Origin of the sequence: Heyndrickxia sp. FSL W8-0496, from assembly GCF_038007825.1 — a bacterium.
Classification (GTDB): Bacteria; Bacillota; Bacilli; order Bacillales; family Bacillaceae_C; genus Heyndrickxia; species Heyndrickxia oleronia.
In genome coordinates, this window is the sequence record NZ_JBBOXX010000001.1 from 2588499 (window position 1) to 2613455 (window position 24957).

24 protein-coding genes are annotated in these 24957 nt (G+C 31.1%); 2 read left to right on the forward strand and 22 right to left on the reverse strand.

The window, feature by feature from the left end; all coding sequences use genetic code 11:
- Nucleotides 1–61: 61 nt before the first annotated feature.
- The 21 genes from NST63_RS13030 to NST63_RS13130 form a co-directional block, all read right to left on the reverse strand.
- Nucleotides 62–1195 (reverse strand): GNAT family N-acetyltransferase, encoded by a 1134-nt coding sequence (locus NST63_RS13030; RefSeq protein WP_212945659.1) that lies wholly within the window; start codon nucleotides 1193–1195, stop codon nucleotides 62–64.
- Entirely contained in the window at nucleotides 1188–1736 is a 549-nt protein-coding gene (locus tag NST63_RS13035; RefSeq protein ID WP_341042419.1) for a GNAT family N-acetyltransferase, read from the reverse strand. The genes NST63_RS13030 and NST63_RS13035 overlap by 8 nt, the downstream gene beginning before the upstream one ends.
- 5 nt (nucleotides 1737–1741) lie before the next feature.
- Nucleotides 1742–3232, reverse strand: a complete 1491-nt coding sequence (locus NST63_RS13040; RefSeq protein ID WP_341042420.1) for a lipopolysaccharide biosynthesis protein — start codon at nucleotides 3230–3232, stop codon at nucleotides 1742–1744.
- Nucleotides 3233–3288: 56 nt separating this feature from the next.
- On the reverse strand, nucleotides 3289–4257 hold the full coding sequence (locus NST63_RS13045; protein ID WP_341042422.1) for a glycosyltransferase family 2 protein: 969 nt from the start codon (nucleotides 4255–4257) through the stop codon (nucleotides 3289–3291).
- 40 nt (nucleotides 4258–4297) lie between these two features.
- Nucleotides 4298–5602: an O-antigen ligase family protein gene (locus tag NST63_RS13050; RefSeq protein WP_341042425.1), complete on the reverse strand. Its 1305-nt coding sequence runs from the start codon at nucleotides 5600–5602 to the stop codon at nucleotides 4298–4300.
- 47 nt (nucleotides 5603–5649) lie between these two features.
- Complete coding sequence (locus tag NST63_RS13055; protein ID WP_341042427.1) at nucleotides 5650–6735, reverse strand: glycosyltransferase; 1086 nt, start codon at nucleotides 6733–6735, stop codon at nucleotides 5650–5652.
- A gap of 29 nt (nucleotides 6736–6764) precedes the next feature.
- On the reverse strand, nucleotides 6765–7847 hold the full coding sequence (locus NST63_RS13060) for a glycosyltransferase (protein ID WP_341042429.1): 1083 nt from the start codon (nucleotides 7845–7847) through the stop codon (nucleotides 6765–6767).
- A gap of 6 nt (nucleotides 7848–7853) precedes the next feature.
- Nucleotides 7854–8921 (reverse strand): glycosyltransferase, encoded by a 1068-nt coding sequence (locus NST63_RS13065; protein ID WP_212945666.1) that lies wholly within the window; start codon nucleotides 8919–8921, stop codon nucleotides 7854–7856.
- Between the two features lie 73 nt (nucleotides 8922–8994).
- A complete protein-coding gene (locus NST63_RS13070) occupies nucleotides 8995–10107 on the reverse strand; it encodes a glycosyltransferase family 4 protein (protein WP_341042431.1) in 1113 nt (370 codons plus the stop codon).
- 68 nt (nucleotides 10108–10175) lie between these two features.
- Nucleotides 10176–10940, reverse strand: a complete 765-nt coding sequence (locus NST63_RS13075; protein WP_341042432.1) for a tyrosine-protein phosphatase — start codon at nucleotides 10938–10940, stop codon at nucleotides 10176–10178.
- 42 nt (nucleotides 10941–10982) lie between these two features.
- The gene (locus tag NST63_RS13080; protein ID WP_212945669.1) at nucleotides 10983–11672 is read right to left on the reverse strand and encodes a CpsD/CapB family tyrosine-protein kinase; all 690 of its coding nucleotides are present in this window, start codon (nucleotides 11670–11672) and stop codon (nucleotides 10983–10985) included.
- Nucleotides 11662–12393 (reverse strand): YveK family protein, encoded by a 732-nt coding sequence (locus NST63_RS13085; protein ID WP_212945670.1) that lies wholly within the window; start codon nucleotides 12391–12393, stop codon nucleotides 11662–11664. Before NST63_RS13085 ends, NST63_RS13080 begins: the two co-directional genes overlap by 11 nt.
- A gap of 44 nt (nucleotides 12394–12437) precedes the next feature.
- The gene (locus tag NST63_RS13090; RefSeq protein WP_341042433.1) at nucleotides 12438–13280 is read right to left on the reverse strand and encodes an SGNH/GDSL hydrolase family protein; all 843 of its coding nucleotides are present in this window, start codon (nucleotides 13278–13280) and stop codon (nucleotides 12438–12440) included.
- A 47-nt stretch (nucleotides 13281–13327) separates the two neighbouring features.
- Nucleotides 13328–13681, reverse strand: coding sequence for a helix-turn-helix domain-containing protein (locus NST63_RS13095; RefSeq protein WP_341042436.1), 354 nt, complete (start codon nucleotides 13679–13681; stop codon nucleotides 13328–13330).
- Between the two features lie 81 nt (nucleotides 13682–13762).
- The gene (locus NST63_RS13100) at nucleotides 13763–14917 is read right to left on the reverse strand and encodes a DegT/DnrJ/EryC1/StrS family aminotransferase (RefSeq protein ID WP_341042439.1); all 1155 of its coding nucleotides are present in this window, start codon (nucleotides 14915–14917) and stop codon (nucleotides 13763–13765) included.
- A 28-nt stretch (nucleotides 14918–14945) separates the two neighbouring features.
- Nucleotides 14946–15560, reverse strand: a complete 615-nt coding sequence (locus NST63_RS13105) for a sugar transferase (RefSeq protein ID WP_212945674.1) — start codon at nucleotides 15558–15560, stop codon at nucleotides 14946–14948.
- An 84-nt stretch (nucleotides 15561–15644) separates the two neighbouring features.
- Nucleotides 15645–16673 (reverse strand): UDP-glucose 4-epimerase GalE, encoded by a 1029-nt coding sequence (gene galE, locus NST63_RS13110; protein ID WP_212945675.1) that lies wholly within the window; start codon nucleotides 16671–16673, stop codon nucleotides 15645–15647.
- A 43-nt stretch (nucleotides 16674–16716) separates the two neighbouring features.
- On the reverse strand, nucleotides 16717–17592 hold the full coding sequence (gene galU / locus NST63_RS13115) for a UTP--glucose-1-phosphate uridylyltransferase GalU (protein WP_212945676.1): 876 nt from the start codon (nucleotides 17590–17592) through the stop codon (nucleotides 16717–16719).
- 14 nt (nucleotides 17593–17606) lie between these two features.
- Nucleotides 17607–19433: a polysaccharide biosynthesis protein gene (locus tag NST63_RS13120; protein WP_212945677.1), complete on the reverse strand. Its 1827-nt coding sequence runs from the start codon at nucleotides 19431–19433 to the stop codon at nucleotides 17607–17609.
- 559 nt (nucleotides 19434–19992) lie between these two features.
- A complete protein-coding gene (locus NST63_RS13125) occupies nucleotides 19993–21492 on the reverse strand; it encodes an amidase (protein ID WP_341042446.1) in 1500 nt (499 codons plus the stop codon).
- Nucleotides 21493–21663: 171 nt separating this feature from the next.
- The gene (locus tag NST63_RS13130; RefSeq protein ID WP_058003732.1) at nucleotides 21664–21852 is read right to left on the reverse strand and encodes a hypothetical protein; all 189 of its coding nucleotides are present in this window, start codon (nucleotides 21850–21852) and stop codon (nucleotides 21664–21666) included.
- 370 nt (nucleotides 21853–22222) lie between these two features.
- Here NST63_RS13130 and NST63_RS13135 point away from each other — a divergent pair, with 370 nt between their 5' ends.
- Together NST63_RS13135 and NST63_RS13140 are read left to right on the forward strand one after the other, a co-directional pair.
- The gene (locus tag NST63_RS13135) at nucleotides 22223–22777 is read left to right on the forward strand and encodes a DJ-1/PfpI family protein (RefSeq protein WP_341042450.1); all 555 of its coding nucleotides are present in this window, start codon (nucleotides 22223–22225) and stop codon (nucleotides 22775–22777) included.
- Between the two features lie 242 nt (nucleotides 22778–23019).
- Nucleotides 23020–23535, forward strand: coding sequence for a GNAT family N-acetyltransferase (locus tag NST63_RS13140; protein ID WP_341042452.1), 516 nt, complete (start codon nucleotides 23020–23022; stop codon nucleotides 23533–23535).
- Nucleotides 23536–23564: 29 nt separating this feature from the next.
- Here the strand turns inward: NST63_RS13140 and NST63_RS13145 are convergent, their stop codons facing one another.
- A complete protein-coding gene (locus NST63_RS13145; RefSeq protein ID WP_341042454.1) occupies nucleotides 23565–24764 on the reverse strand; it encodes an MFS transporter in 1200 nt (399 codons plus the stop codon).
- Between the last annotated feature and the right edge of the window lie 193 nt (nucleotides 24765–24957).

The following is a 24957-nucleotide window of genomic DNA, read 5'->3' on the forward strand; positions in this document are numbered from 1 at the left end:
CTCAAAATCTTTTAACTAATAGATTCAATGATCACTTTGTAACTCTATCGAAATATATTCTTTAGCCTAACTTTGTATGATTCGAAGAATTATATACATTACATTTATTTCGATACAATGGAAAAAAATTAGGGTTTGGCTCATCAGAATAATAGTTCTCCCATTGATTCACCAATAATTCATATTGTATCGGATTATGTATTTTTCTCCCAATATAAAATTTGAGTACCCCGTGTTGATTAAATCGATACTTGAATTGGAATAACGAATCTCTTCCGATAGTACCCCCATTATGTAATGCACTATGCCCACCACCTAAATAAAATACGTCCAAACCATTACTTCTTCCCCATAAAGCAAGATTATGAAAGAGAAATGTGTTGCTTCCTAGGTTTAAGAATTGTTTATCCGAACATCCTAAATGGTAATGTAATGTGGTACCCTCATACATACAAATAGCAGCCGAAATCATCTTTTCTTTATGAAACACAGCTCCAATTATTGCTTTATTTGTAAATCCTCTTATCAATTTCTTAAAATAGTCCATAGAATAATAGGATTTTTGTGATGCATTCACCTTATCCATCGTTTCTTTATATAACTTAGTAAATTCATGTAACTGGTCATACATTTTTTCATTCTTAAAGACCTTAAATATAAGTTGGTTTTTTATTGCTTTTTTTATATTCCTTTTATGATTTTTATGATATTGTTCAAAGATCCTCTTTTTAGGCATTGTCAAATCAATAAAGACGGTTTCCCTGTCATATGAAATTTCCATTAAATTTTCCATATATCGATGGTTTTGGAGTAAAGGGTGAAATTTAATAAATTCAGAAATGATATTCTCATCTAAACAATATTGATTAAATGCTATCCTAAATTGGTTTACCAAATTTGCATCTTCCCCATCGAATAAAGGACCACCATATCCGAAAGGTGGAGTCGTAATATCATATAACTTACATGTAGAAGTATCATTTTTAAAAGGCAAAATATTTAGTTTCCTTTTAAAAAAAACATAACAAATTTTTTTTCCATGTTCATTTTCAAAATAAAATAAATATGGATCGCCATTTTCTATATTTTTGTATAAAGTAGAAAAAGAGTGATTGTAATATATATCCTTCTTTATAAATTGATTTAATTTGTCTTGCCATTTTGATTTATTACAATGAGAAATTACTTCATACATGATGAGATTCGCTCCGGACAAAAGAATGTAAATCTATTTCTTTTAAATCCTTAATGACAATAAATTTATCTGTTTCTTCTGATAGTACCTTAAAACCAAACTTCTTTACTAAAGATAAAGATTTATAATTAGCTTTATTAATATGAGCCTTCATATATTCCATTCCTACCCCCTTAGAATATTCAATAATAAATTCCGAAGTAATAGAAGCTAATTGCTTTCCTTGATGAGATGTCAATATACCAATCGCATTAACAAAGGATGTTTTACTAACAAAGTCATTAGCATAGATAGATATTAGTCCGATATCACAATTAGATTCGACTAAAACAAAATTAAATGCTTGATTTATTAACTTTTCTACATAAATTTTCAATGGCATATTTTGTTGTTGTGGTATTAAAAAAATGGAATCTAATTGAATAAATAGTTGTTCTAATCTTTCTATATCCTTTTCACTTTTTTCAAGTAAAATTAAATCGATTCCTTTTTTATCTAATACATATTTATATTTTTCTATTACATTAACATTATTACTCACTGAAATTAAGCTCCTTTTGATTTGAAATTTTGACGACTTACTTTATTGAATAGTTGGAAAAGCAAGCTATAAATTACTATAAACTCCTTCATTTTAAACATCCAACCTAGGGATGCATACAATAAGCAACCACTAATTACTTGGAAAATCAATTTAATTATCAAATTTCCAGGTAAAATTACTCCGATAAAAAAAACAAAACTACCCATAAATATTGAAAGCAAAAATAAAGGGAGTATATCTTTAAGTTGTTTCCAAATTGAATAGGATATTTCTTTTGCAGAATAGTACGCATTGATAAATAATGAAATATAAGAGCATAAAATTGCAGCTCCAAGTAAACCAAGAATTCCAAGTGAAAACGATAGAGATATTGCAATCAGTATTGTTAGGAGTATCTTCTTAATTACTTCTAATTTTAGGAATAAGTCAGAGCGTCCTTTTACCTGAAGAATATTAAGATTGACTGCATGTAAAGGGTAGATCATTCCTGCAAATGCTATAAGTTGAAAATAAATAATTGCATCATTCCACTGTGGTCCTAATAATAACGGAATCAAAGATTCTGATATAACAATCATTCCACACATTAGCGGGAACATGATATATGCAGTAATTCTTATTATTTTTTGAAACCCCTCTGATAAAAGCTTTTCTTCATCTTGAATAGTACTTAATACAGGATAAGTAACGCGTTGGAGAGAGCTAGTTGTAGAGTTAATTATGACATCTCCAAGTTTTGAAGCATTTGTATAATATCCTAATTGTGCAGCTGGATATAATCTTCCGATAATGATCGAATAACAATTATTGTATAAAGTATCAATTAGATTAGAAATCAACAGTTTATTTCCAAACCAAAAGAATTTTTGTAAGGATTGATAGCTAAATGTCAATGTTGGTATCCATTTATTACATTTCCATAAGAGAATTGTTTGCGCCAACTGAAAAATGAGACTTTGTATAATGATACTCCATACACCAAATCCAAGTAATGAAAAAATGATTGCGATTATTCCGGCACATAGAGCAGCACTAAAGTTTATTTTGGTTTGTGTTCTAAAATTTATATTCCTGATAAGTATGACTCTTTGTATAATTCCTAATGAATTTATAAGTAATCCTATTGATAAAACTCGTAATATAGTAACTAAGCGAAAATCATGAAAAAATGTACTTACTAGTGGTGCAATCAAGTAAAGGATTATAAATAATAAACTAGCCATGACGAAATTGAAGAAAAAAATAGTTGAATATTCTTCTTGGCTAACTTTTCTTTCCCGTATCAGTGCCTGAGTTAATCCGCAATCAATTAAAGTATTAGAGATTGCGATAAATATGGACACCATCCCAATTAATCCAAAACCTTCAGGCGATACGAATCTTGCAAGAATCAAAAGAACCAAAAATTGAATTCCTTGACTAGCAAATTGATCAGTGAAGCTCCAAAATAACCCTGTAATTGTTTTTTCTTTTAATGATTTTCCTACTTCCATTGTATATTCCTACTTTTATAATTATATTTTTAATTGAAAATCTACCCATTTCCTTTTCAATCATTTCTATACATTATTTTCTTCATCCCAACCATTGCTCTATATGACCTTGGAAAATAAAATTTTGTAAGGAGTTTAAGTTTTTCTATTGTTGTCAATTGAGTATACAAAATCTTATATTTAGTAGTTTTAAGTTTTCTTAAATTATTTTGAAGCAGTAATATTTCAAACTCTCTTTTTAGGATCGTTTCTTCAATAACAGGATTATATTTATTATCTGTCGTTCGATTAAACTCTTTTAATAGTTGAATATCACCCATTTTTACCTTAATTAACTTTTCCTTTAAATCCCCTTCTCGAATTAATTGATTAGTCCATGAACTTTGATTACCAATTCTATAAGCTGCCATAATCTCATCCATATAATATGCATACCCCTGACATGCAGCCCACATTTGCAACGGATAATCGCCTACATGCGCCTTTTGAAAAAAAGCTGGTAAATATTCAATAATTCTTCGCGGAAAAAGTAAGGATGCAGTTGGACAAAATCCGCCTCCGCCCAATATAATATCTTCTGTCGGGCAAATTTTATTATTATTAAATGGCCTTACTAAATTTCCTGTTCGCTTTTCTTTATTAATAACAATTTCAGCTGCATGAAAACATAAACTACAGTCAGGGTGCTCCTCCATATAATCAATCTGTTTTTGTAATTTAAAAGGATCAGTCCAATAATCATCACCTTCACAAATAGCAATATATTTTCCTCGAGAGCTTTCTATTAGTCTTTGAGCATTTTTATTCATACCTACATTATGATCTGACGTTATCATTTTAATTTTCCCTGGATATTCGTTCATATATTTTTTTACTATTTTTCTTGTGCTATCGCTACTACAATCCTCTCCGATAATGATTTCTACATCATAGTTAGTTTGTTGTTGTAAAAACCCTTCTATGGCATCTTCTATATATAATTCATGGTTATAAGTCATACATAGGATACTCACTAATATGCTCAAGTCGATTCTCCCTTCATTCATGCAAAGAATATGACGTAACTTAATCAGAAAGTCGTAATGCAGAAAATACAACAATTAACGGCAACATAATAAAGTAGGGATATAAAAATTGTAATCCCTGAATATATGCAAACATCGTAATTAAAGGCAATAAAAAAACTGGAAGCTGTCTTTTACTATTAGGAGCGTTAAGGCGATACATTCCTATTAACCATAAAGCCAATAAAAATAACCCCACTACTCCCCCTGCTACAAAGATTTGTTGTAATCCGTTATGGGGCACGTTAAAAAGATTTGCCTTTATATTCATGTTTTGAATTCCTATTCCAAAAAGGAAATTTTTTAAACTTGAAAATATAAAATGATTATATTGTTCAAAAATTTGTCCTCGTCCATTTGTAAGATCACTCTCTTGAAAACGTGTAATGAGTAGCTCTAAAGTACTCGGAAAATAAGCTTGAATTGTGACTATCATTAAAATTACTGCAAACAATAATGAGAAAACAGCCTTTATTGAAGTATTATTCAATCTAAGGTTTATAAAGAAATAATAAAAAAATACCAAAAATGATATCAAAATAAATGTTCTTGATAAGGTCAAACTACCGTAGATAAACGTAATTATTGTTAATGGAATACCAATTGTTAATTTTAACCTTTTTGCATATTGTAAAATTAACAAAACAGCAATTCCAATCGCGCAAAAATATCCTAATGTATTCTGATCCATCGTTAAAGTAATAATAGTTGGATCAAATTGTTGATTGACTGAAGCAATATTTCCTATTCTAATTCCTTTTTCAAATACTAAATAAAGTGGCATATATTGTAGCGAATGAATAAGAATAGAGGTAAAAGCAGAAATGACACCAAAACAATAGGATAATAGTATAACTGTATAATTATAGTCATTATTTTTCTTTAATAAGATAAGAGAGAGTAAGATAATATAACTACTGAATTTGAAAAAATCTCCTAATGAAGATAGTGGTAAGAATAAATGCAACATTTCTAATAATAAGAATGCATATGCAGCAAACATATATATATTTATTCTTACATGTTTTTGTTTGAACAAAAGAAATGGAATGGCTAAACCTATAATATAATTAGCAGGTAAACCAGGTAAAAAAGGAATAATAAAAGCAATAAAAGCAACTATTGCCCCTTGATTTAATAACAAGAAAGCAATAACAGATATCATCAAAAACATATATTTATTTATTGGTATTCCATACAAATCACGAAAAAAAACACCTAAGCAAATTAGTAAACAAAATAATACTAATTTTCTCACGTGTGTTTTGCATTCATTTATACTATTAACTGTTAATCCCTCATTCATTACTATCTATTTCACCTGCCTCTCATTGGAAAACTGCTTAATTATATTCAACTATATTTGAGGTAAAGTTTCTTATATTCATGAGCTATTATTGAGATATCGAACTGTTTTACCAATCTAAAAGACGCTTCGGACATTTTCAATCTTAAATCCTTATCTTTTGCAAGTTTCATCATTGCGTTACTTAGCGCTTTTGTATTTTCACTTTCAACTAATATTCCATTTTCTTGTACAACATCTCCAATCCCTCCTACATTCGTCGATATAATTGGTAACCCCATTGCCATTGCTTCAAGTATGGATAAAGGTAATCCTTCATTAATCGACGATAATACAAAAATATCTGAACAATTTAAGTAGTGTTCTACATCATTTATACTACCAATAAAATATACACGATCCTGTATTTTTAAAGAAGAAGCAAGAGCCTCTAATTGCTCCCTTAAATCACCATCACCAACTATTGTTAACGTTGCATGAGTACCGTTTTTACACAATATAGCAAAAGCTTCAAGTAATAATCTTTGATTTTTTTGAGGATCAAGCCTGGCTACGTGAATAAACTTTACTAATGGTTGATGACTTACTGCTATATCTTTCTTTTTGAATTTTTCCAGATTAACAGGATTTTTCACATACTCTATATTATCTAATGGAAGTTTATATAATTTAGCTGCTTCAAGCTTGATTTTTTCTGAGATAGCAATCGGTATGGCTACTCGTCTTTTGTAAAGTATTTTCATCAATCGAATAATTCTTGAAGAAAATTCAAATCTTGGTGTACTATGGATTGTATGAAGTAATAGAGAATTGTGAAAAAAAATCCAAGGAAATACATATAATGATGAATGCAAATGGGTATGAACAATCTTTGGTTTAAATTTGTTTAAATATTTCCAAAGTAAAAATAGTGTGATAATACTCAGCTTACCTTTATTATTTAAATAAATTACTTGTATACCTTGATTTGATAATTCATGTTCAAACATGGTGTTTTTTCTACTACTTAAGCATATGACTATTAAGTCAATATCTGTTTCTCTGTGTAATGCTTTGGAAAGTTGGAATACAACATTCTCCGCACCTCCAATAACTAAAGAAGGTACAACTAAAGCTATTTTAGTCTTACTCATTATTAATTGATCACCTCATTCGAGTTTTTTCATAATGAAAATTTTTTATATATTGCTTCATATTGATTTGCAATGATTGAAATATCGTACTTTTTCGACATTTCAAAACCAAGGCATCCCATTTTTTGTCTTAAATGCTTATCTTCGGCTAATTGGATCATAGCAGATGCCAATCCATCACTATCATTTGGTTCAACTAATATTCCATTCCCTTTAACAATGTCAGGAAGCCCTCCCACTCGTGTTGCAATTACAGGAAGCTTTGCTCCCATTGCTTCAAGTATTGTCATTGGAAGTCCTTCGTAAATAGAAGATAGTACAAAGATATCTGATGTTTGAAGCAGCATAGGTATATCTTCTACATTGCCCAAAAAAACTACATGTTTACTTATATTGAGTTTAATAGCTGCTTTCTTCAACTCTTCCATTAATTCGCCGTCACCTGCCAGAAGTAATGTACTAGTAGGTATTTTTTTATTTACTACTGAAAAAGCCTTAAGTAATGTGAAATGATTTTTTTGATTAACTAATCGCGCTACGCAAATAAATTTAATTCCACCATTGTTCACCGTCGTTTTACGGGGAATAAACAGATCCGTATTAACAGGGTTATAAACGACTTGAATATTTTCTGTTTTTAATTGATAGTATGTACTGATCTGCCTTTTAATCGTGTCTGAAATAGCAATGGGTATAGCTTTTTTTGATCTATACAATATTTTTAAGATGATACGATGCAGAAAAGGTAATTCTTTTAAAGGGACATTATGTACAGTATGAACTAGCTTTTTATTATGGAAAAGTGTCCATGGAAAGGCATATAAACAAGCACCTAAATGTGTATGGACAAGATTTGAATGATGTATCTTTAATTGCTTCCACAATCTCAAAAAAGTAATTAGGCTAAATCCCAATTTTTTATTCAAGTGAGTAATTTTAACACCTGAATTTATCAGCTCTTTTTCAAATGGTGCCCCATTACTAGAATATAAACATATGAAATTCAAGTTAAATATTTCTTTGTCTATTTTCTTTGCAAGCTGATAAGCCATGCTTTCTGCACCGCCAGTATCTAACGAAGGAATAACAATAGAAAGATTAATTTTTTGCAATTTATTTCACCGCTTTATTTCGTTATTTAGACAAAAATTATTTCTATATATTTTAAATAGGTTATCTTTATAAGATTCCATATTATTAATTACTTTTCCCTTTTTGTATACTTCAATTGATTTGCTTTTTCTCAATTCTTCATTATTAATTAATTGTATAGCTTGATTAACAATTTCATCATCTGAATTAAAATAATAACCATTGCTGCCATGATCGATGATTTCTTTAATTCCATCAATAGCTGTTGAAATAACAGGAATCCCAAATAGCATTGCTTCTAATACACACATCGGTGTCCCTTCAGTTCTTGAGGTCATGAGCATTACTTTGGATGATTTTAAATAAGGATAGGGATTTTTTACATATCCAGTAAAGGTAATATTTTTATAAACATTTAAATCTTTTGCAAGTAATTTTGTTTCTTCTAATAAATTACCGCTTCCTATTAAAACAAACGTTGCATTTGGCCTTCGCTTGACAATCATTGAAATGATTTTAATTAATCTTTTTGGATTTTTCGGATACGAAAATCTCCCCAAGAAAATAAAATCAAAATTATACTTAGTTTCGTTCTTCTTAACCAATTCAATAAGGGTCTGTTCATTCACCACATTGTATAAAACAGATCCTTTCTTTTCGAGCGTATGAGAAAAATAATAATCCTTTATGATGCTTTGAGAAACTGCAAATATATGACGAAATCTATAAATACACAATCTATATAAAATTGATTTCACAGATAATTTAGTCATTTCTTCAAATTTACCATGAAGATGTGAAATGATAGGAACTCTCTTTGAAAATTGAGCTGCTATGACACTGGCTCGTATATCATGTGCATGGATTATATCCGGTTTGTATGACCTAATTACCTTTTTTAATTCCATATATGACACTTTTTCTAAAGGAAAGTAATCAATATTTTTTTCATCCAAACTTTCTTTTATTGATCCGATAGGACTACAATAGGCCATATCTATTTCATCCTTAAACATATCAATGATATGGCAAACTACGTTTTCAGCTCCTGAATAACTATTACTAGAAAGCAAATGTAAAACCTTTGTTTTCATTTGACAGCTCCAATCAATAAATTGTAACAGAATTACTTACAAAATAACTTTTTGGTTTTTATTACTTGAAAATTCAATTAATAAGGTCGGTATAAATCTTCTGCATTTTCTTTTTTATTGTTTCTAATGAATATTTATGAATATGCTCTAAACTATTGATGCCAAATGTTTCTCGTAATGTCTGAGATTGATATAACTTTTCAATTGCTATAGCGAATCCATCAATATCATTTATACCTATTAAAAAACCATTTTTTTTATGCATTACTAAATCACGATTACCCCTACAATTTGTTACTACAAGAGGCAAACCGGTAGCCATTGCTTCCATAACATTAACTGGCAATCCTTCTCTTCTTGATGAAGAAACTGATACATCCGATAACAACAATAAATCCCTTATATCATTGCGATAACCTAAAAATAGAACAAATTCTTGTAAATGTAATTTATTTACTTGCTCTCTATAGTTTTCGAAGTAGTCTCCATCACCTACTAGTAAAAGTTTAATATTGGAATACTTTTTACTTAATAAATACATGACGTTAACTAAAAGATCTTGATGCTTATTGTAATTTAATTCTCCTACAAATATTAATATAAAATCTCCTTCATTGAAGTTATATTTTTTTCGTAGCTCATACTTGCTTTTTACAGTTTGAGGAACAAATTTATTCAAATCAACACCAATTCCATTGACTAATTCTAAGACTTTTGAATGGAGCTTATTAGAGGTTTGAAAATCCTCATTATTTATAGTAATTAGACAATCAGTATATTTCGATAGCCATCTTTCAACCGGATAGTACATTAGCCAATTTAAAATGGGAGCTCCATTGTAAAAATGAAAACCATGTGCTGTATAAATTACTTTTGTTCCGTTTTTTTGTGCCTTTCTCGCAGCTAACCTAGTTAACACACTACCCATTGGGGTGTGACAATGAATCATATGATAATCATTACAATTAATGATTTCCTTAAATCTATTCAATGCTTTTAAATTAGCCTTTTTAAATGGAGATCTTTCGATTGGAATATTATACTTTTTGTCAACAAATGGGATGTTCGCATCACCGTTACTAGCTACATGAACTTCAAATCTCTGATCTTTAAACCACTGTAAATAAGGCAAATGAAACGTAAGAATGTGACTATCAACAGTAGCAGTAAACAATATTTTTTTCATTGGATAAGTTCCTTTTCTTATATAGATAATGATTTAGATTTATTTATAGTTATCGATAATAGTAGAATTTAAAATAAGCCTAAAATCTTTTTTCTAGTTATTTTTGGCTTTTCAATAGAGAGATTTTCCCCACTTAAGAGTATTTCAGCATTTTCTTTAAAATAATACATCTGTTGCATTCCATATAAATTTGATATTGTATCATAACCTTCTTGAAGAGAAAAACGTCTTGTAAAAGTGCTATGAGCATCTGTGGCAATAAAATGTGCTAATTGTTTTTCTATTATTTTTTGAGAAAATGATTTAACCTTTTTCCCAAAATGACCAATTAAGCTACCAGAAGTAATCTGGGTTAATGCCCCTCTTTGAACAATTTTAATTAGCTCGTCAAAATCCTGCATAAATCCCTTATTTCGCTCGGGATGGACAATAATTGGGGTGATTCCCTTTAGTAATAATTCATAGATTACATCATGTGTATAAGTAGGAACTTCGAATGAAGGAAGTTCTAATAATAAATACTTTCCTTTATTATCTAAAGTTAGAATTTCATCCAATTCATAAGTTAGAAATATCTCACGATGAATTCTAAGCTCTTGTCCTAGATGAATAATAAGAGGGATATTTTCTTTTTGTAATTTATCATTAAAAATAGCTACATTTTCTATAATTTTATCCTTCTTATTTTCAAAACGACCATTAAAATGATGCGGTGTAGCATATAAATGTGTAATTCCCGCTTCTACTGCTCCTTTTGCCATATCTAGTGCTTCGTCATAACTATTTGGACCATCGTCAATATATGGCAAAATATGACAATGAATATCTATCAAGACTGCGTTTCCCTCCTTTTTGTTTAGGATAGAAAAATTACATTATTTATATTGGCTATAATACACCTCGTTCTTCGATTCTAATCCATTTACAACTACGCCAAGAATTTGTGATTTTGCTTTTTGAAGTAGTTGCTTTGCTTTAACTGCACGATCCTTACGAGTTTTCCCACTATATATCACAAAAACGATACCATCACATTTATTTGCCAGTATTTGAGAGTCAGTAACTGCAAGTACAGGTGGTGTATCAAACACAATATAATCATATCTACTATTCAATTCTTCTATTATTCTTTCCATTGCTTCTGAATTCAATAATTCCGAAGGGTTAGGTGGTATAGGACCACTTGTTAAAATTTCCAAGTTGGGTACATATGTTTTTGATATACCATCCAATAAACTAATTTTCTTTGTAAGTACACTTGTTAGTCCATCAATATTACTTACATTAAATGTATAATGAACAGATGCTTTTCTTAAATCTGCATCCACTAAAAGAACTCGTTTTCCTTGTTGAGCTAGAACAATTGCTAGATTTGCAGATGTAGTAGATTTTCCTTCGGAAGGATCAGGTGATGTTACCATTAAAGTTTTGATTTCTTTATCTACAGAGGAATATAAAATATTAGTTCTTATTAATCGGTACTGTTCAGTAATAGGTAAATGTGGAAGTTTATAAGCTACTAAATCTACTGCCTTAATATCATTTTTTCTCTTCTTACGATTCAAAAGTTTCAACTCCCATTTTTGACTTTTTTATTTTTCTTCTTGTTTTGCGCTGAGGAATCTTTTGAATAGTTCCAAGGACAGGTAAGCCTAGATAAGCATCAATGTCCTTACTATCTTTTAATGTATTATCAAAATATTCAAGCAAAAATGATATCCCAACACCAACCATTAATCCAATAATCGCAGCTAAGGCGATATTCATTATTGGATTCGGTTTAACAGGAATAGGATTTTTATCTAATTCCGCTTTTGCTAGAATGCTGACATTATCCACATTCATTATCCCTTTAATCTCCTTTTGAAAAGTTTCAGAAATTGTATTAGCGATTAATACTGCCATTCCAGCGTTTTTATCATGTACAATTAAAGAAAACACTTGAGAATTATCCCTAGTGTTAATCATTATATTATTATTAAGCTGTTCAACACTTTGATCGATTTGCAACTTATTTATCACTTTTTCTACTATAACTGGACTTTTAATTATTTCTTTATAAGTATTTATTAATGAAACATTGCTTTGCATTTGATTTAGGTCAAGTTGATTGTCCTTATTTTTCTGATTTACTAAAATTTGTGTAGAAGCTTGATAAATAGGAGTTAATAAAAAAAACGTAACTGTGGCGCTAAAAATTATCGCAAACATACTAATAAGTGTAATTAGCTTCAGTCGTTTTCTAATAATAGTTAAAACCTCTTTTAAGTTTAATGTTTCTTCCATACGGCCCTCCTATAAGAGAATGAATAGTTAGAGCTTTTAAATAGTTATCGTGAATGATTTAAATATTTATACACAACTTCATATAAAAGGATATTCCCTTTATCGTTAAGATGAATATAATCATTGGCTAATATATCGACTAATAAGATATTTCTGTCTGTTAATTGATTTTCAATTTCTTTGAAAACGTCAATACTATTCCATTTATTTTGACTGATAAGTTTACTCGAATGATTCAAGTAATCTAAATAACTGAGTCCTAAACTATTTTTATTTTTACTATTTCCAATTGGATAAGGCGACATAATTACAATCTTTGAATTTGGTAAACCAGTTTGTAATTTTGACATTATATTTTTAAGATTAGATACAGTTTGCTCTAGACTAATAGACTGAGAATAGTTATTAATTAATGAATTACCCAATAAAACTAAATCGGGTTGATCTTTAATGAGTAAATCAATTTTCCCCCCATTTAATAAATCAGAGGTTGAATAACCTTCACTACTATAATTGACAATTTGTAGTGCTTCTAATTCTTCGCTATCTGCTTGTAGTTTTTCAAGTAATCGTTCTGTCCATGTATTTGAAAGTGTACTAGCATCTGTCGATGCTCCTGTATTACCTCCAATAATTGAAATAACCACTTTATTTGTTGTAAGAAATCTGTAGCGAAGAAAATCAATGAATGATTGAGTCTGATTGGTTTCAGGATTTAAGCGATCTATAAGAAGTTTCTTTTCAATTCTTTCTTTCTTATTCATTTTCTCAATTGCTAATCGACCTTCTTTTTCAGCGGATGCTTCTATATTTCCCCAGTATTTATAACCAAACAATATAACTCCAATACACATTAGAGCAACTAAAAAAACAATGAAATTTTTCATTTTTCTCTCCAATACATAAAAATCCCACATTCTTCAAATGTGGAAAATTAGAAATTATTTTGCTTAGAATGTTGGTTTTTCCATTTAATAAACTCTATTAAGATAATATATTGATGTAATTGATCTTTTTCTAAACCCAGTTTTTTTAATTCATTGACAAAATCAATCCACTCTTTCTCAATATATGGTTGAGCATCTTGATTGGGAACTGTCTTTGATAACGTTAATATATCTACATTAAGTACCTTAGCTATTTTTTGCATGACTTCAAGGGAAGGGTTATTATTAATATTTCTTTCAATATTGCTTAAATATGACTTAGATATATTTGTGAGTTTTGATAGTTTAGATAGTGTATATCCCCTTTTTTTTCTAAGTTCAACTATATTTTTTCCTATCATTTATATACCTCTTTACATTTTCTTTGCTAGAAATAATAAGATAATACTTGTTGTTACGAACTTAGTAATAAATATTAAAATCTATCTTCCTAGCAGATTTTTAATACATTGAATTACCCTCATTTGATCTTCTAGTGTCATATTAGAACTTGATGGTAGACAAATTCCTGTTTTAAAAATTTTTTCAGAAATATTTTCATTACTCTGAGAAAAATACTTACAATTAGTGAATAATGGTTGCAAATGAAGTGGTTTCCAAATCATCCTCGCTTCAATATTTTCTTTTTCTAAATAGATTAACAAATCTTTATTAGAAATACCGGTAATAGTTTGATTTATTGTCATCGTAGTTAACCATCTATTTGAGAAACTTCTCTTACTTTCCCTCATAAATGATAGACCAGGTATTCCACCGAGTTCACGTTCATAGATTTCGAATATACGCCTTCTTTCCTGTACTCTTTGAGTTAGTACTTCTAATTGTCCTCTTCCAATTCCTGCTAATATATTACTCAGACGATAATTATAACCTAATTGACTGTGTTGATAATGTGGCGCAGGATCCTTTGCTTGAGTAGACAGAAATCTAGCTTTATTTAATGTATTCACTTGCTTGGATATCAAAATTCCCCCACCAGAGGTTGTAATAATTTTATTGCCATTAAAAGAATAAATGCCATAATCTCCAAATGTACCACTTGCCTTATTTTGATAAAATGATCCTAATGATTCCGCTGCATCTTCAATTACTGGAACGTTATATTTTTGACATATTGGTAAAAGCTCTTCCATTTTTGCCGACTGTCCATATAAATTAACAATGATAACTGCCTTTGGAAGTTTCCCTTCAGAACATGCATCTTGAAAGGCTTCCTCTAATGCTAGTGGGGACATGTTCCATGTTTCTGACTCGGAATCTATGAAAACTGGTTCAGCTCCTTGATAAAGAATTGGATTCGCTGATGCAATAAAGGTTAATGTAGAACAAAAAACACGATCTCCTTTTTTTATATCTAAAAGAGAAAGTGCTAAATGAATTGCAGCTGTTCCTGAACTTACCGCTACTGCATCAGCCACACCTAGTAATGATGCAATTTCCCTTTCAAATGCCTCTACATTTGGTCCCTGAGGGGCTATCCAATTCTGTTCAAATGCACTTTTAATATAATTTATTTCTGATCCACTCATATGCGGTGTGGAAAGATAGATTCTATTTTTTACTATTGTATTAACCATTTAAGCACCTTCCATGTTTGTTCAAAATTCATCCATGTTTTCGGTCTATTTGTTTTACATCTCCTTTAAAATGTGGCATTGTTACCTTGTCTGTTTGATCTATTCCTTCTGTTTTAATTACTTTGACAATAGTTAACCATAAAATTTTTAAGTCTAATAGGATGGATTGGTTATTTACATACCAAATATCTAGCTCAAATTTTTTATCCCATGTTATAGAATTTCGACCATTTACTTGTGCCCATCCAGTAATTCCAGGCTTAACCAGGTGTCTTTTTGCTTGTTCTTTTGTATATAATGGTAAATACTCCATTAGTAATGGTCTTGGTCCTACTAGACTTAATTCACCTCTAAGAACATTAATCAATTGGGGAAGTTCATCAAGACTATATTTTCTAAGTAATGCTCCAAATTCAGTTAATCTTTCATTATCAGGTAGCAATTTACCATTATCGTCCATCCGATTATTCATACTTCGAAATTTATAAATATAGAATGGCCTTCCATTTAATCCTGGCCGTTGTTGTTTAAAAATAATTGGAGATCCTATTTTGAATTTAACTAAAACAGCTATCATGACTATTAAAGGAAATAATAGAACTAGTAATAAAAATGAAATTAATATATCCATTATCCTTTTCATATGCTCACATCCAATATCAATTCAATAAAAACATATGGCAGATCCAGAAGTCATAAATAATTATTAAAATAAACTTCTTTTATTCTAATTAGCATATTGTACTTTTTTATAACCGTTTGGATTTTTCAACTTCCATCTCCATGAATCTATACACATTTTTTCTAATGGAAGTTTTGCACACCAATCAAGTTCAAGCTTGGCTTTAGTTGGGTCGGAATAACAAATCGGGACGTCACCGGGTCTAGGTGCACTAACTGAATAAGGTATTTTTATTCCTGTTACCTTTTCAAAAGTTGCTATTATTTCTAGTACGCTATATCCTTGACCAGTACCAAGGTTATAAGTTTCGATTCCTGAAAAATTCAATGTTTTCTCTAGTGCCTTTAAGTGTCCATTGGCCAAGTCATTAATATGAATATAATCTCGGATACAAGTTCCATCTTTCGTTGGGTAATGGTCACCGTAAATTAAAAGTGTATCTCTTTCACCTGAAGCTACGTTTAAAATATTGGGCATTAAGTTATTCGGAATACCTAATGGATCTTCTCCTATCAGTCCAGTTTCATGCGCACCAATTGGATTAAAATACCTTAATATAACTATGCTCCAGGATGGATCAGATTTAATCAAATCCTCTAAAATACTTTCAATAAATAGTTTCGTTCTCCCATACGGATTCAAAGCAGATAGTTGATTTTTCTCCGATATTGGTATGCTTTCAGGAATACCATAGACAGTTGCTGACGAACTAAACACTAAATTTTTCACATTGAATTTTTGCATAACTTGACAAAGAATCAAAGTACTCGTTATATTATGCCTATAATAATAAAGTGGGTTTTTTACAGAATGGCCAACAGATTTTAAACCCGCAAAGTGAATAACCGCCTCAATTTGATTATCAGAAAATATTTTTTCTAATTTTTCTTGTTCCATAATATTCATTTGATAAATTTTAATAGGCTTACGAGTAACTTGTTGAACACGTTCTAACGCTTCAGGTTTACTATTTAAGAAATTATCAATTACCATTACCTCATGTCCAGCATTTAATAATTCAATACATGTGTGACTACCAATATATCCTGCTCCTCCTGTAATTAAAATTGACATAAAGTTCACCTCCATGTAATCCTCTAAATTTCATATATTATTCTTATCTGTTAGTTTTTTGAAAAATAGTAGATAAATAATTTAATAAACCCATTTTTAACTCTTCCCTTTGTAAAGCCATTTCAATGTTTGTTTTTATAAAACCTAATTTCTCCCCAACATCATATCTCGTTCCCTCAAAATCATATCCTAAAATCTCTTCAGTCTGATTCAATTGATCGATAGCGTCTGTGAGTTGAATTTCTCCATTAGCACCTGGTTTAAGATTTGCAAGTATAGTAAAAATGGGTGGTTTTAAGATATATCTACCCATGATAGCTAAATTAGAAGGAGCATCATCAATCAACGGTTTCTCGACCAAATGATTAATCTGATATAACTTATTTCCAACTTTGTGAGCATCAATTATTCCATATTTAGGAACATCCTCAAAATCTATCTGCTTTATTCCAAGTATAGTACGTTCATATTCTTCATATTGCTCCATTAATTGTTTCAAGCATGGTTTGTTAGACCTGACAATATCATCACCGAGTAGAACGGCAAAAGGTTCATCACCGATGAATTTCCTCGCACACCAAATTGCATGCCCTAATCCCTTTGGCTCTTTTTGGCGTATGTAATGTATGTCGACCATATTTGAGGATTTTTGTACTTCCTCTAATATTTCAAGCTTGCCTTTTTCAAAAAGGACTTGTTCTAATTCAAATGAATGATCAAAATGATCTTCAATGGCACGTTTACCCTTTCCTGTTACGATAATAATGTCTTCAATCCCTGATTCGATTGCCTCCTCTACTATATATTGAATAGTAGGTTTATCGACGATAGGCAGCATTTCTTTTGGCATTGCCTTTGTTGCTGGAAGAAATCGTGTTCCTAAGCCTGCAGCTGGAATAATCGCTTTCCTTATTTTCATGTTCCATGGCTCCCCTACCCAGAATATTGGATTAACGATTGTGTAACATGTTGATGATTAGCTAAATCTATAAGTCTTCTTTTCAATGTTTCTTTATCAAGAACAGTTAGATTAGAAATAATGTCTTCAATTTCATTGATGTATATTTCTTTTGTTTTCCCAATATAAATATTCGGATAGATTTGTTCTTCATGAATTTCATCAAAATCTAGTAATTCTTCAAATAATTTTTCTCCAGGTCGAATTCCACTATACTGAATTCCAATATCATCTACTGTAAAACCAGAAAGTCTTATCAAGTTTTTTGCTAAATCAACAATTTTTACTGGTTCACCCATATCTAATACAAAAATTTGTCCCCAATTTGCTAGTGCACCTGCTTGTAAAACAAGTCTTGATGCTTCGGGGATCGTCATAAAATAGCGCGTCATTTCGGGATGAGTTACTGTCACAGGTCCACCTTTTTCAATTTGCTTTTTAAATAATGGAACCACACTTCCTCGACTTCCTAGCACATTTCCAAAACGAACGGCTACAAATTTAGTCTCACAATCTCTATTCATATGTTGAATGACCATTTCTGCTAATCTTTTCGTAGCTCCCATCACATTTGTAGGATTCACTGCTTTGTCACTTGATATCATGACAAATGTCTCAACTTTTGCCCATTTAGATGCATTAGCAGCATTCATCGTTCCGACAATATTATTTTTTACTGCTTCTTCTGGATTAGCTTCCATTAACGGCACATGCTTATGTGCTGCAGCGTGGTAAACAACATTTGGGCGATATGTATCCATGACACTGTACATTTTTTTTATATCCTGTATATCTGCAATAACTGGGATGATATCAATTATTGATTGTTTATATGTTTCTTTTAATTCCATTTCAATATTATAAATACTATTTTCACCATGACCCAGTAATATCAGTTTTTTTGGATGGAAGGTGGCAATTTGTCGGCAAATTTCAGAGCCGATTGAACCCCCTGCCCCTGTTACTAAAATTACTTTATTGGATATGTGCTCAGATATGCCTTCAATATCTAATTCTACCGTCTCTCTGCCGAGTAGATCCTCTACTTTTACATCTCGTAATTTACTAACTGAAATATTACCCACTAATAAATCTTCTAATCTTGGTAATATTTGTGTCTTAGCATCTGTTTTGGCACATTCTTGAAAGATGGTATTTAATTCTTGTTTCTTTAAGGAGGGAATTGCAATGATGATATGATCTATATTTAATCTACTTACAATATTTGTAATATTACTCACCGAACCGATTACTGGGATTCCTAATATATCTAAATGATGTTTATTTCGATTGTCGTCAATAAAAGCAATCGGTAACAGTTCAGAATCATTTCTTTTTAATAATTGGCGAACTACCATCGTACCGGCAGAACCAGCACCAATAATCAATGTTCTTTTTTTATTGACATCTTTTACAAGATATCGATCCCGATAGACTCTCCAACAAAACCTTGAACCACCTATAAAAATCATATGTAATAAACACGTAACAACTAGAAGTCGATAAAAAATTTCACCAATAATCATTCCTTGGACAATTGCTGAAATAATAATGGATGCAGTAACCGTTTTTAATATAATGACTAATTCACCTATACTCGCATATTCCCATGACTTCTTATATAAATGAAAATGAAATGAGAAAAAATAATGACTGATTAATATGGCAACACAGCTTAATACAATTGGAAAATTAATAACATTAAAACTTTCATAAACTAAAAAACAGCCGATAAAAATAGCTGTCAATACGATAATAGTGTCTATAAGAAGAAATAAGGAAATTCTTTGTTGATATGTCAAAAACCTCCCCCCTTTTTATATAATATGAATAATTAGTTTAAAAATTGGGCATTTAACCCACCCTCACACCATACTCTTGACGACTTGCGTCTAAGGTTTTTTTACAACCCACAGCATGATCGAGTGCCTCCTTTGATAGTGGCTAGGAGACATCACCAACAACTAGACGTTTTCTTATAAAAGAACAATTATATTCTTAATAAAGAACAATTGTGCAAAAAAATTACGATTGTCTATAAGTGTTCTAATAGTACTTAAATCATCTATTTAATCATCATCTATTCTTAATAAAGAACATATATTGTTAAGAAATCAATATATTAAAGATGACATACAGAAACTATTTTCTTACCTTGCTAATATAATTTATTCAAAGCATTTTTGTTTTATATACAATTACAACTATTTTACTAGTTGTTTAATTCACTTCATTATAGTTCTTTATAAAGAACGTGTCAATATCCTTTTTTAATTAAAATAATGTAAAAAAGACTAAACCAACACGTAATCAATTGGTTTAGTCTCATCTCAGTTATCAAGTTATTGACCTGACTATTTCTTACGCATTAGCTAATAGTGGATTCCCCTTCATACCAATCCATAGATCAGAATCCTCAATTTCACCTGCAATTTTGAATAACCAATGCTCTTTTCCTTTTGGAGCCATAAATTGAACTCCAAGTGGAAGACCATTTTTTGTTATATGTACAGGTACAGAAATAGCGGGCTGACCTGTTAAGTTTGCTAATTGTGTAAATGGAGTATAGGTTAGGCTTGGTTCAAACATATCATAAACCAGCTTTAATTGTTCATTTTTCGTTAACTCACTTATCTTCATTAGCTCACTAATTTCTTTCTCATTTTGAGTTAACTCTCCAATCTTTGGTGCAGAATTAGCCGTTGCAGGTGTTAAATACAGATCATAGTTATTATGAAACTCGGCCATTTGAGCAGCAGCTAAATCCCATTCAGCGATGCTTTGTGTAAATTCAGCGGCAGTAACTGATTTTCCTGCGACAGTTAATACCCATGACACAATTTCCATATCATTTGCTGTTATCGCTCTTCCTAAAGATTTTTCAATTGAATCAACCATTCCTGCCATTTCCCCATTATTCATAATATAATAGTTTTCCATTAAGCGAATTCCGTCAACATTATTAGACTTCTCTTCTACTTCATAGCCTTGATCTTCTAACCATTGGACAGTTTTATATATTGCCTGCTTTGCTTCCTCATCTACTGGCGTTCCCACTGGGGATTTAGTAGTAAAGGCAATACGGAATTTCTTATTTGCTTTCTTTTTCATTTCTTCATAATAACTTCCATCGAACAATGGTATATGGAAGGCTGCCTCCGGTTGAATGGTCTGTAAAACATCTAATAAGGCCGCGCTATCTCGAACGGAACGTGATAATACAAAATCAATTGATGCACCTTGCCACTGACGACCTACACCTGGACCAACAGGTGTTCTGCCACGAGTTGGCTTTAGCCCAAATAGACCTGTAAAGGATGCTGGAATTCTAATGGAGCCACCACCATCGCTTGCCCCTGCAATTGGAACAATTCCAGATGCAACACTGGCAGCTGATCCACCACTTGATCCTCCTGCAGAGTAATTAGTGTTCCATGGATTTCTTGTAGGCCCATAAATTTCAGGCTCAGTTATATTTTTTAATCCAAACTCTGGTGTATTTGTATGACCTAAGAATAGAAATCCGGCTTTACGCAAGCGGTGCACAAAATTGGAATCTCTTTTGGAAATATTATTGATAAAAAGCTTGGAACCTGAAGTCAATGGTTCCCCTTTGATAGATTGAGAAATATCTTTTAATACTATGGGAACACCAGCAAACGGTTGCTCCTCTATATGTAATTGGTCAATTTCCTCCATTACTTTCTCTTTTCGGGTACGTACTACTGCATTTAAATGAGGATTTACTGCTTCCATTTGTTCATACGCTGCTTCAACAAGTTCTTTAGGTGAAACTTCTTTCTTCTTAATCAAGTTTGCCAATGAAACTCCATCATGTGTTAAGTATACTTCTTTATCCATTTCTACACCCCATCAATATTTAACTTATATTTTACTAATATTCAATTATACTGTAACAATATAAGGTTATGAACACTTACTACGTACTGTATAACATAGAATAACCTATGAAAAAAGATGATCATCCAATAAATGAGACAATCATCTTTGAATATTTATTTTATTTTTTTCTTATAATGCTTTATCACGATCAATAACCTCTACAGATGAGATAAAGGTTGGGTTAATGATTAAATTCCCAAATTTTTGTATAACATTAGTCATAAGTCCCATTTGATTTGTAACCTTTTTCATAAAATCGTCGATATGTGTATCAACTAAATATTCCTTCCCATTGGCCATTGTTACTTTTACTGGCATACAATATCCCACCCTTATCATAAGAAATATTTATCTTAGTTTATGAGTTCATGTAAAAAAAATGACTCATATAAGATCATCCATAATCATGGTTAACTGAAGCTGCTACTTATTATTATTTAAGTTACCTTATATAGAATATACATTTAATACAACAGATTAAGTACCAGTCTCTCTCCCCTCACTATCTTGGAGAAAGAAGAATTTTCAAGAAACGAATTAACTGATTATTTATATATTTATTATAAAAATACAACCTTATTTCAGTCAAATATTTATAATAGTTATTTTCATTTTTTTAAAGGATTTCCATTTCATTTGTTGAACTGTATTTATAAACTATAATCTTATACATTAGGGAGGCAGTTTAATGGCAAAAAAAATATTAATCCTTGCTGGTGACGCTGTAGAAGCATTAGAAATCTACTATCCTTATTTTCGTTGTTTAGAAGAAGGTTATGAGGTAACAATTGCCGCTCCATCTAAGAAAAAGTTACATACTGTTGTGCATGATTTTATCGGTTGGGATACTTATACAGAAAAAGCTGGATATTTAATTGAAGCAGGTAGTTCATTCGAGGAAGTTCAACCTGACAAGTATGATGGTCTAATTATTCCTGGAGGGCGTGCACCTGAATATATTCGCTTAAATGATAACATTCCAAGAATTGTAAGTCATTTCTTTATAGAGAATAAGCCGATTGCTGCTGTTTGTCACGCAAGTCTTGTGTTAACAACTGTACGTGATCATATAAAAGGAAGGGAAATGACTGCTTATATCGCATGTAAACCTGAAGTAGAGGCAGTTGGTTCTACATATATTTCAGAACCCCTTCATGTAGATGGAAATCTTGTTTCAGGACATGCATGGCCAGATTTACCAGGTTTAATGCGTGAGTTTATTAAGCAAGTAAATAAAAATTGATTCTTTTTATTTTAATGGTTTTCGAATCGTTTTTTGCTTTTGAAAAAAGCCTAGCGATTGGCTTTTACCCCTAATAAAGATTCAGCGGTTCTGAAGGAGTTTACAGCTCTTTTCTCAGTCAAAATTAGACACCTAGCAATTTTTCAGCTAATATTAATTAATTTTGAAACTTTAGCTAGAAAACTGGAGTAACGTTTGAGAAAAAAGTCTTCTTCTTTACGATTCACTTTGGAGGAAACAATATGGAGATCAGACATTTAAATGGAACTGACGCTATTAGATATCGAACCCTTCGCTTACAAGCTTTACAAATGAGTCCGGAAGCTTTTGGTTCTAGTTACGAGGAAGAAAAAGATGCCCCACTCGAACAGTATATTTCAAAATTAGAATCAGACGTTGCATTTACCTTTGGTGCATTTGATAACCAAGAATTAATTGGAACCGTCACTTTTGTTAAAGAAACAAAACGAAAGCTGAAGCATCGAGGATCCATCTTTGCACTCTTTGTTAAACCTGACAAACGAAAACTCGGGGTAGCCAATGCATTGTTAAAGGAAGTATTAAATAAAGCAAATGAGTTAAGAGTGATCGAACAAATATACTTATCGGTTGTAGCATCAAATATTGCAGCCAAAAATCTCTATTCCAAATTTGGATTTCGCACTTTTGCCCTAGAAAAACATGCACTTAAAATGGAGAATCAATACTTCGATGAAGAACATATGGTATTATTTTTATCACAACAACAGGAAAGCTAAAAAATAGCTTTCCTTATCTTATTTGTACATTATTCTATTTCCGTATTTTTAGTTTCTATACCTAAAAATAATACGGACGCTGCACCAATCAAGATGGAAATACAAAAAATTGTAAATATAATCGTAATAGATATATTTTGAGCAATTAAATAGGGTACCAAGAGTGGTCCTAAAATACCACCAATTCGTCCAAAAGATGTAGCCATCCCTGTACCTGTCCCTCTTATACTTGTTGGATATTGTTCTGGTGTGTACGCATATAATGCTCCCCATGCACCTAAATTAAAAAATGATAAAAGGATTCCGGAGAGAATCAGCATAAATAAAGTGTCGGCATTCCCAAATAAAAAGGCACTAACTGCTGTTCCGATGAGATATACTACAAGTACAAACTTTCTCCCTATCTTTTCAATAAACCATGCTGCAGTAAAGTAGCCTGGTAATTGAGCAAGGGTCATAATTAATACATATTCGAAACTCTTAATCATACTAAACCCTTTCATTACCATAACACTTGGCAACCACAAAAACATTCCATAATAGGAAAACACTACACAAAACCATAGAATCCATAGCATTAATGTTTTTCGTGTAAATTTCCTTGACCAGACACTAGCTACATTTTTTAACATTGAATTTTTTTGTTTAACCTTTGTAAAACGTTTTGAGTCTGGCAAATGTAGCCGAAGATAAAGAGCATAAAATGCTGGAATGACACTTATTAAAAGTGCTATCTTCCAACCAAATTGTGGAATAATAAAATATGAGATAACGGCCGCGAGTAACCAACCAAATGCCCAAAAGCTTTCAAGTAAAACAACAATTCTACCACGCTTCTCAGTAGGTACGCTTTCTGACACAAGCGTTGAGGCAACAGGAAGTTCTCCTCCCAATCCCATTCCAATGAGGAACCTAAGAATTAAAAAAATGGATAGTGTATTTGTAAAAGCTGATGCGCCACTACCTAAAGAAAATAATAAAAGAGTAATGATAAAGACGTGTTTTCTTCCAATTCGATCAGATAATAACCCAAAAACAAATGCGCCTACAGCCATTCCAATAGAATTAATACTTCCAATCCACCCCATTTCTTGAACGGATAAGCTCCACTCTTTTTGCAACGCCGCAATAATGAAGGAAAGCATACCTACATCCATCGCATCAAACATCCAACCTAAACCCGCAATACCAAGTAATTTTTTATTAGATATACTTCTAGCTTTTGACATAATAAACCTCCACATTGATGTACGATAAAAATACTTATCCATACCTTTACTCTCTAATAATTTTGCACTTTACAGGGGTTTTATTATTAGATAATTTTAAAAATCTTGCCCTTGAAATAAATCTCCCTTTCAATATAGAGAATCCTAATAAATATTAACATGTGTCTTTACACATGTCACTACTCTTTTTTAT

Bases quoted from the DNA above. Each gene is read 5' to 3' on its own strand.
- NST63_RS13030 (WP_212945659.1), bottom strand. From the start codon at position 1,195: ATGTATGAAGTAATTTCTCATTGTAATAAATCAAAATGGCAAGACAAA.
- NST63_RS13040 (WP_341042420.1), bottom strand. From the start codon at position 3,232: ATGGAAGTAGGAAAATCATTAAAAGAAAAAACAATTACAGGGTTATTT.
- NST63_RS13050 (WP_341042425.1), bottom strand. From the start codon at position 5,602: ATGAATGAGGGATTAACAGTTAATAGTATAAATGAATGCAAAACACAC.
- NST63_RS13055 (WP_341042427.1), bottom strand. From the start codon at position 6,735: ATGAGTAAGACTAAAATAGCTTTAGTTGTACCTTCTTTAGTTATTGGA.
- NST63_RS13065 (WP_212945666.1), bottom strand. From the start codon at position 8,921: ATGAAAACAAAGGTTTTACATTTGCTTTCTAGTAATAGTTATTCAGGA.
- NST63_RS13070 (WP_341042431.1), bottom strand. From the start codon at position 10,107: ATGAAAAAAATATTGTTTACTGCTACTGTTGATAGTCACATTCTTACG.
- NST63_RS13085 (WP_212945670.1), bottom strand. From the start codon at position 12,393: ATGGAAGAAACATTAAACTTAAAAGAGGTTTTAACTATTATTAGAAAA.
- NST63_RS13090 (WP_341042433.1), bottom strand. From the start codon at position 13,280: ATGAAAAATTTCATTGTTTTTTTAGTTGCTCTAATGTGTATTGGAGTT.
- NST63_RS13095 (WP_341042436.1), bottom strand. From the start codon at position 13,681: ATGATAGGAAAAAATATAGTTGAACTTAGAAAAAAAAGGGGATATACA.
- NST63_RS13100 (WP_341042439.1), bottom strand. From the start codon at position 14,917: ATGGTTAATACAATAGTAAAAAATAGAATCTATCTTTCCACACCGCAT.
- NST63_RS13105 (WP_212945674.1), bottom strand. From the start codon at position 15,560: ATGAAAAGGATAATGGATATATTAATTTCATTTTTATTACTAGTTCTA.
- galE (WP_212945675.1), bottom strand. From the start codon at position 16,673: ATGTCAATTTTAATTACAGGAGGAGCAGGATATATTGGTAGTCACACA.
- galU (WP_212945676.1), bottom strand. From the start codon at position 17,592: ATGAAAATAAGGAAAGCGATTATTCCAGCTGCAGGCTTAGGAACACGA.
- NST63_RS13125 (WP_341042446.1), bottom strand. From the start codon at position 21,492: ATGGATAAAGAAGTATACTTAACACATGATGGAGTTTCATTGGCAAAC.
- NST63_RS13130 (WP_058003732.1), bottom strand. From the start codon at position 21,852: ATGCCAGTAAAAGTAACAATGGCCAATGGGAAGGAATATTTAGTTGAT.
- NST63_RS13135 (WP_341042450.1), top strand. From the start codon at position 22,223: ATGGCAAAAAAAATATTAATCCTTGCTGGTGACGCTGTAGAAGCATTA.
- NST63_RS13140 (WP_341042452.1), top strand. From the start codon at position 23,020: ATGGAGATCAGACATTTAAATGGAACTGACGCTATTAGATATCGAACC.
- NST63_RS13145 (WP_341042454.1), bottom strand. From the start codon at position 24,764: ATGTCAAAAGCTAGAAGTATATCTAATAAAAAATTACTTGGTATTGCG.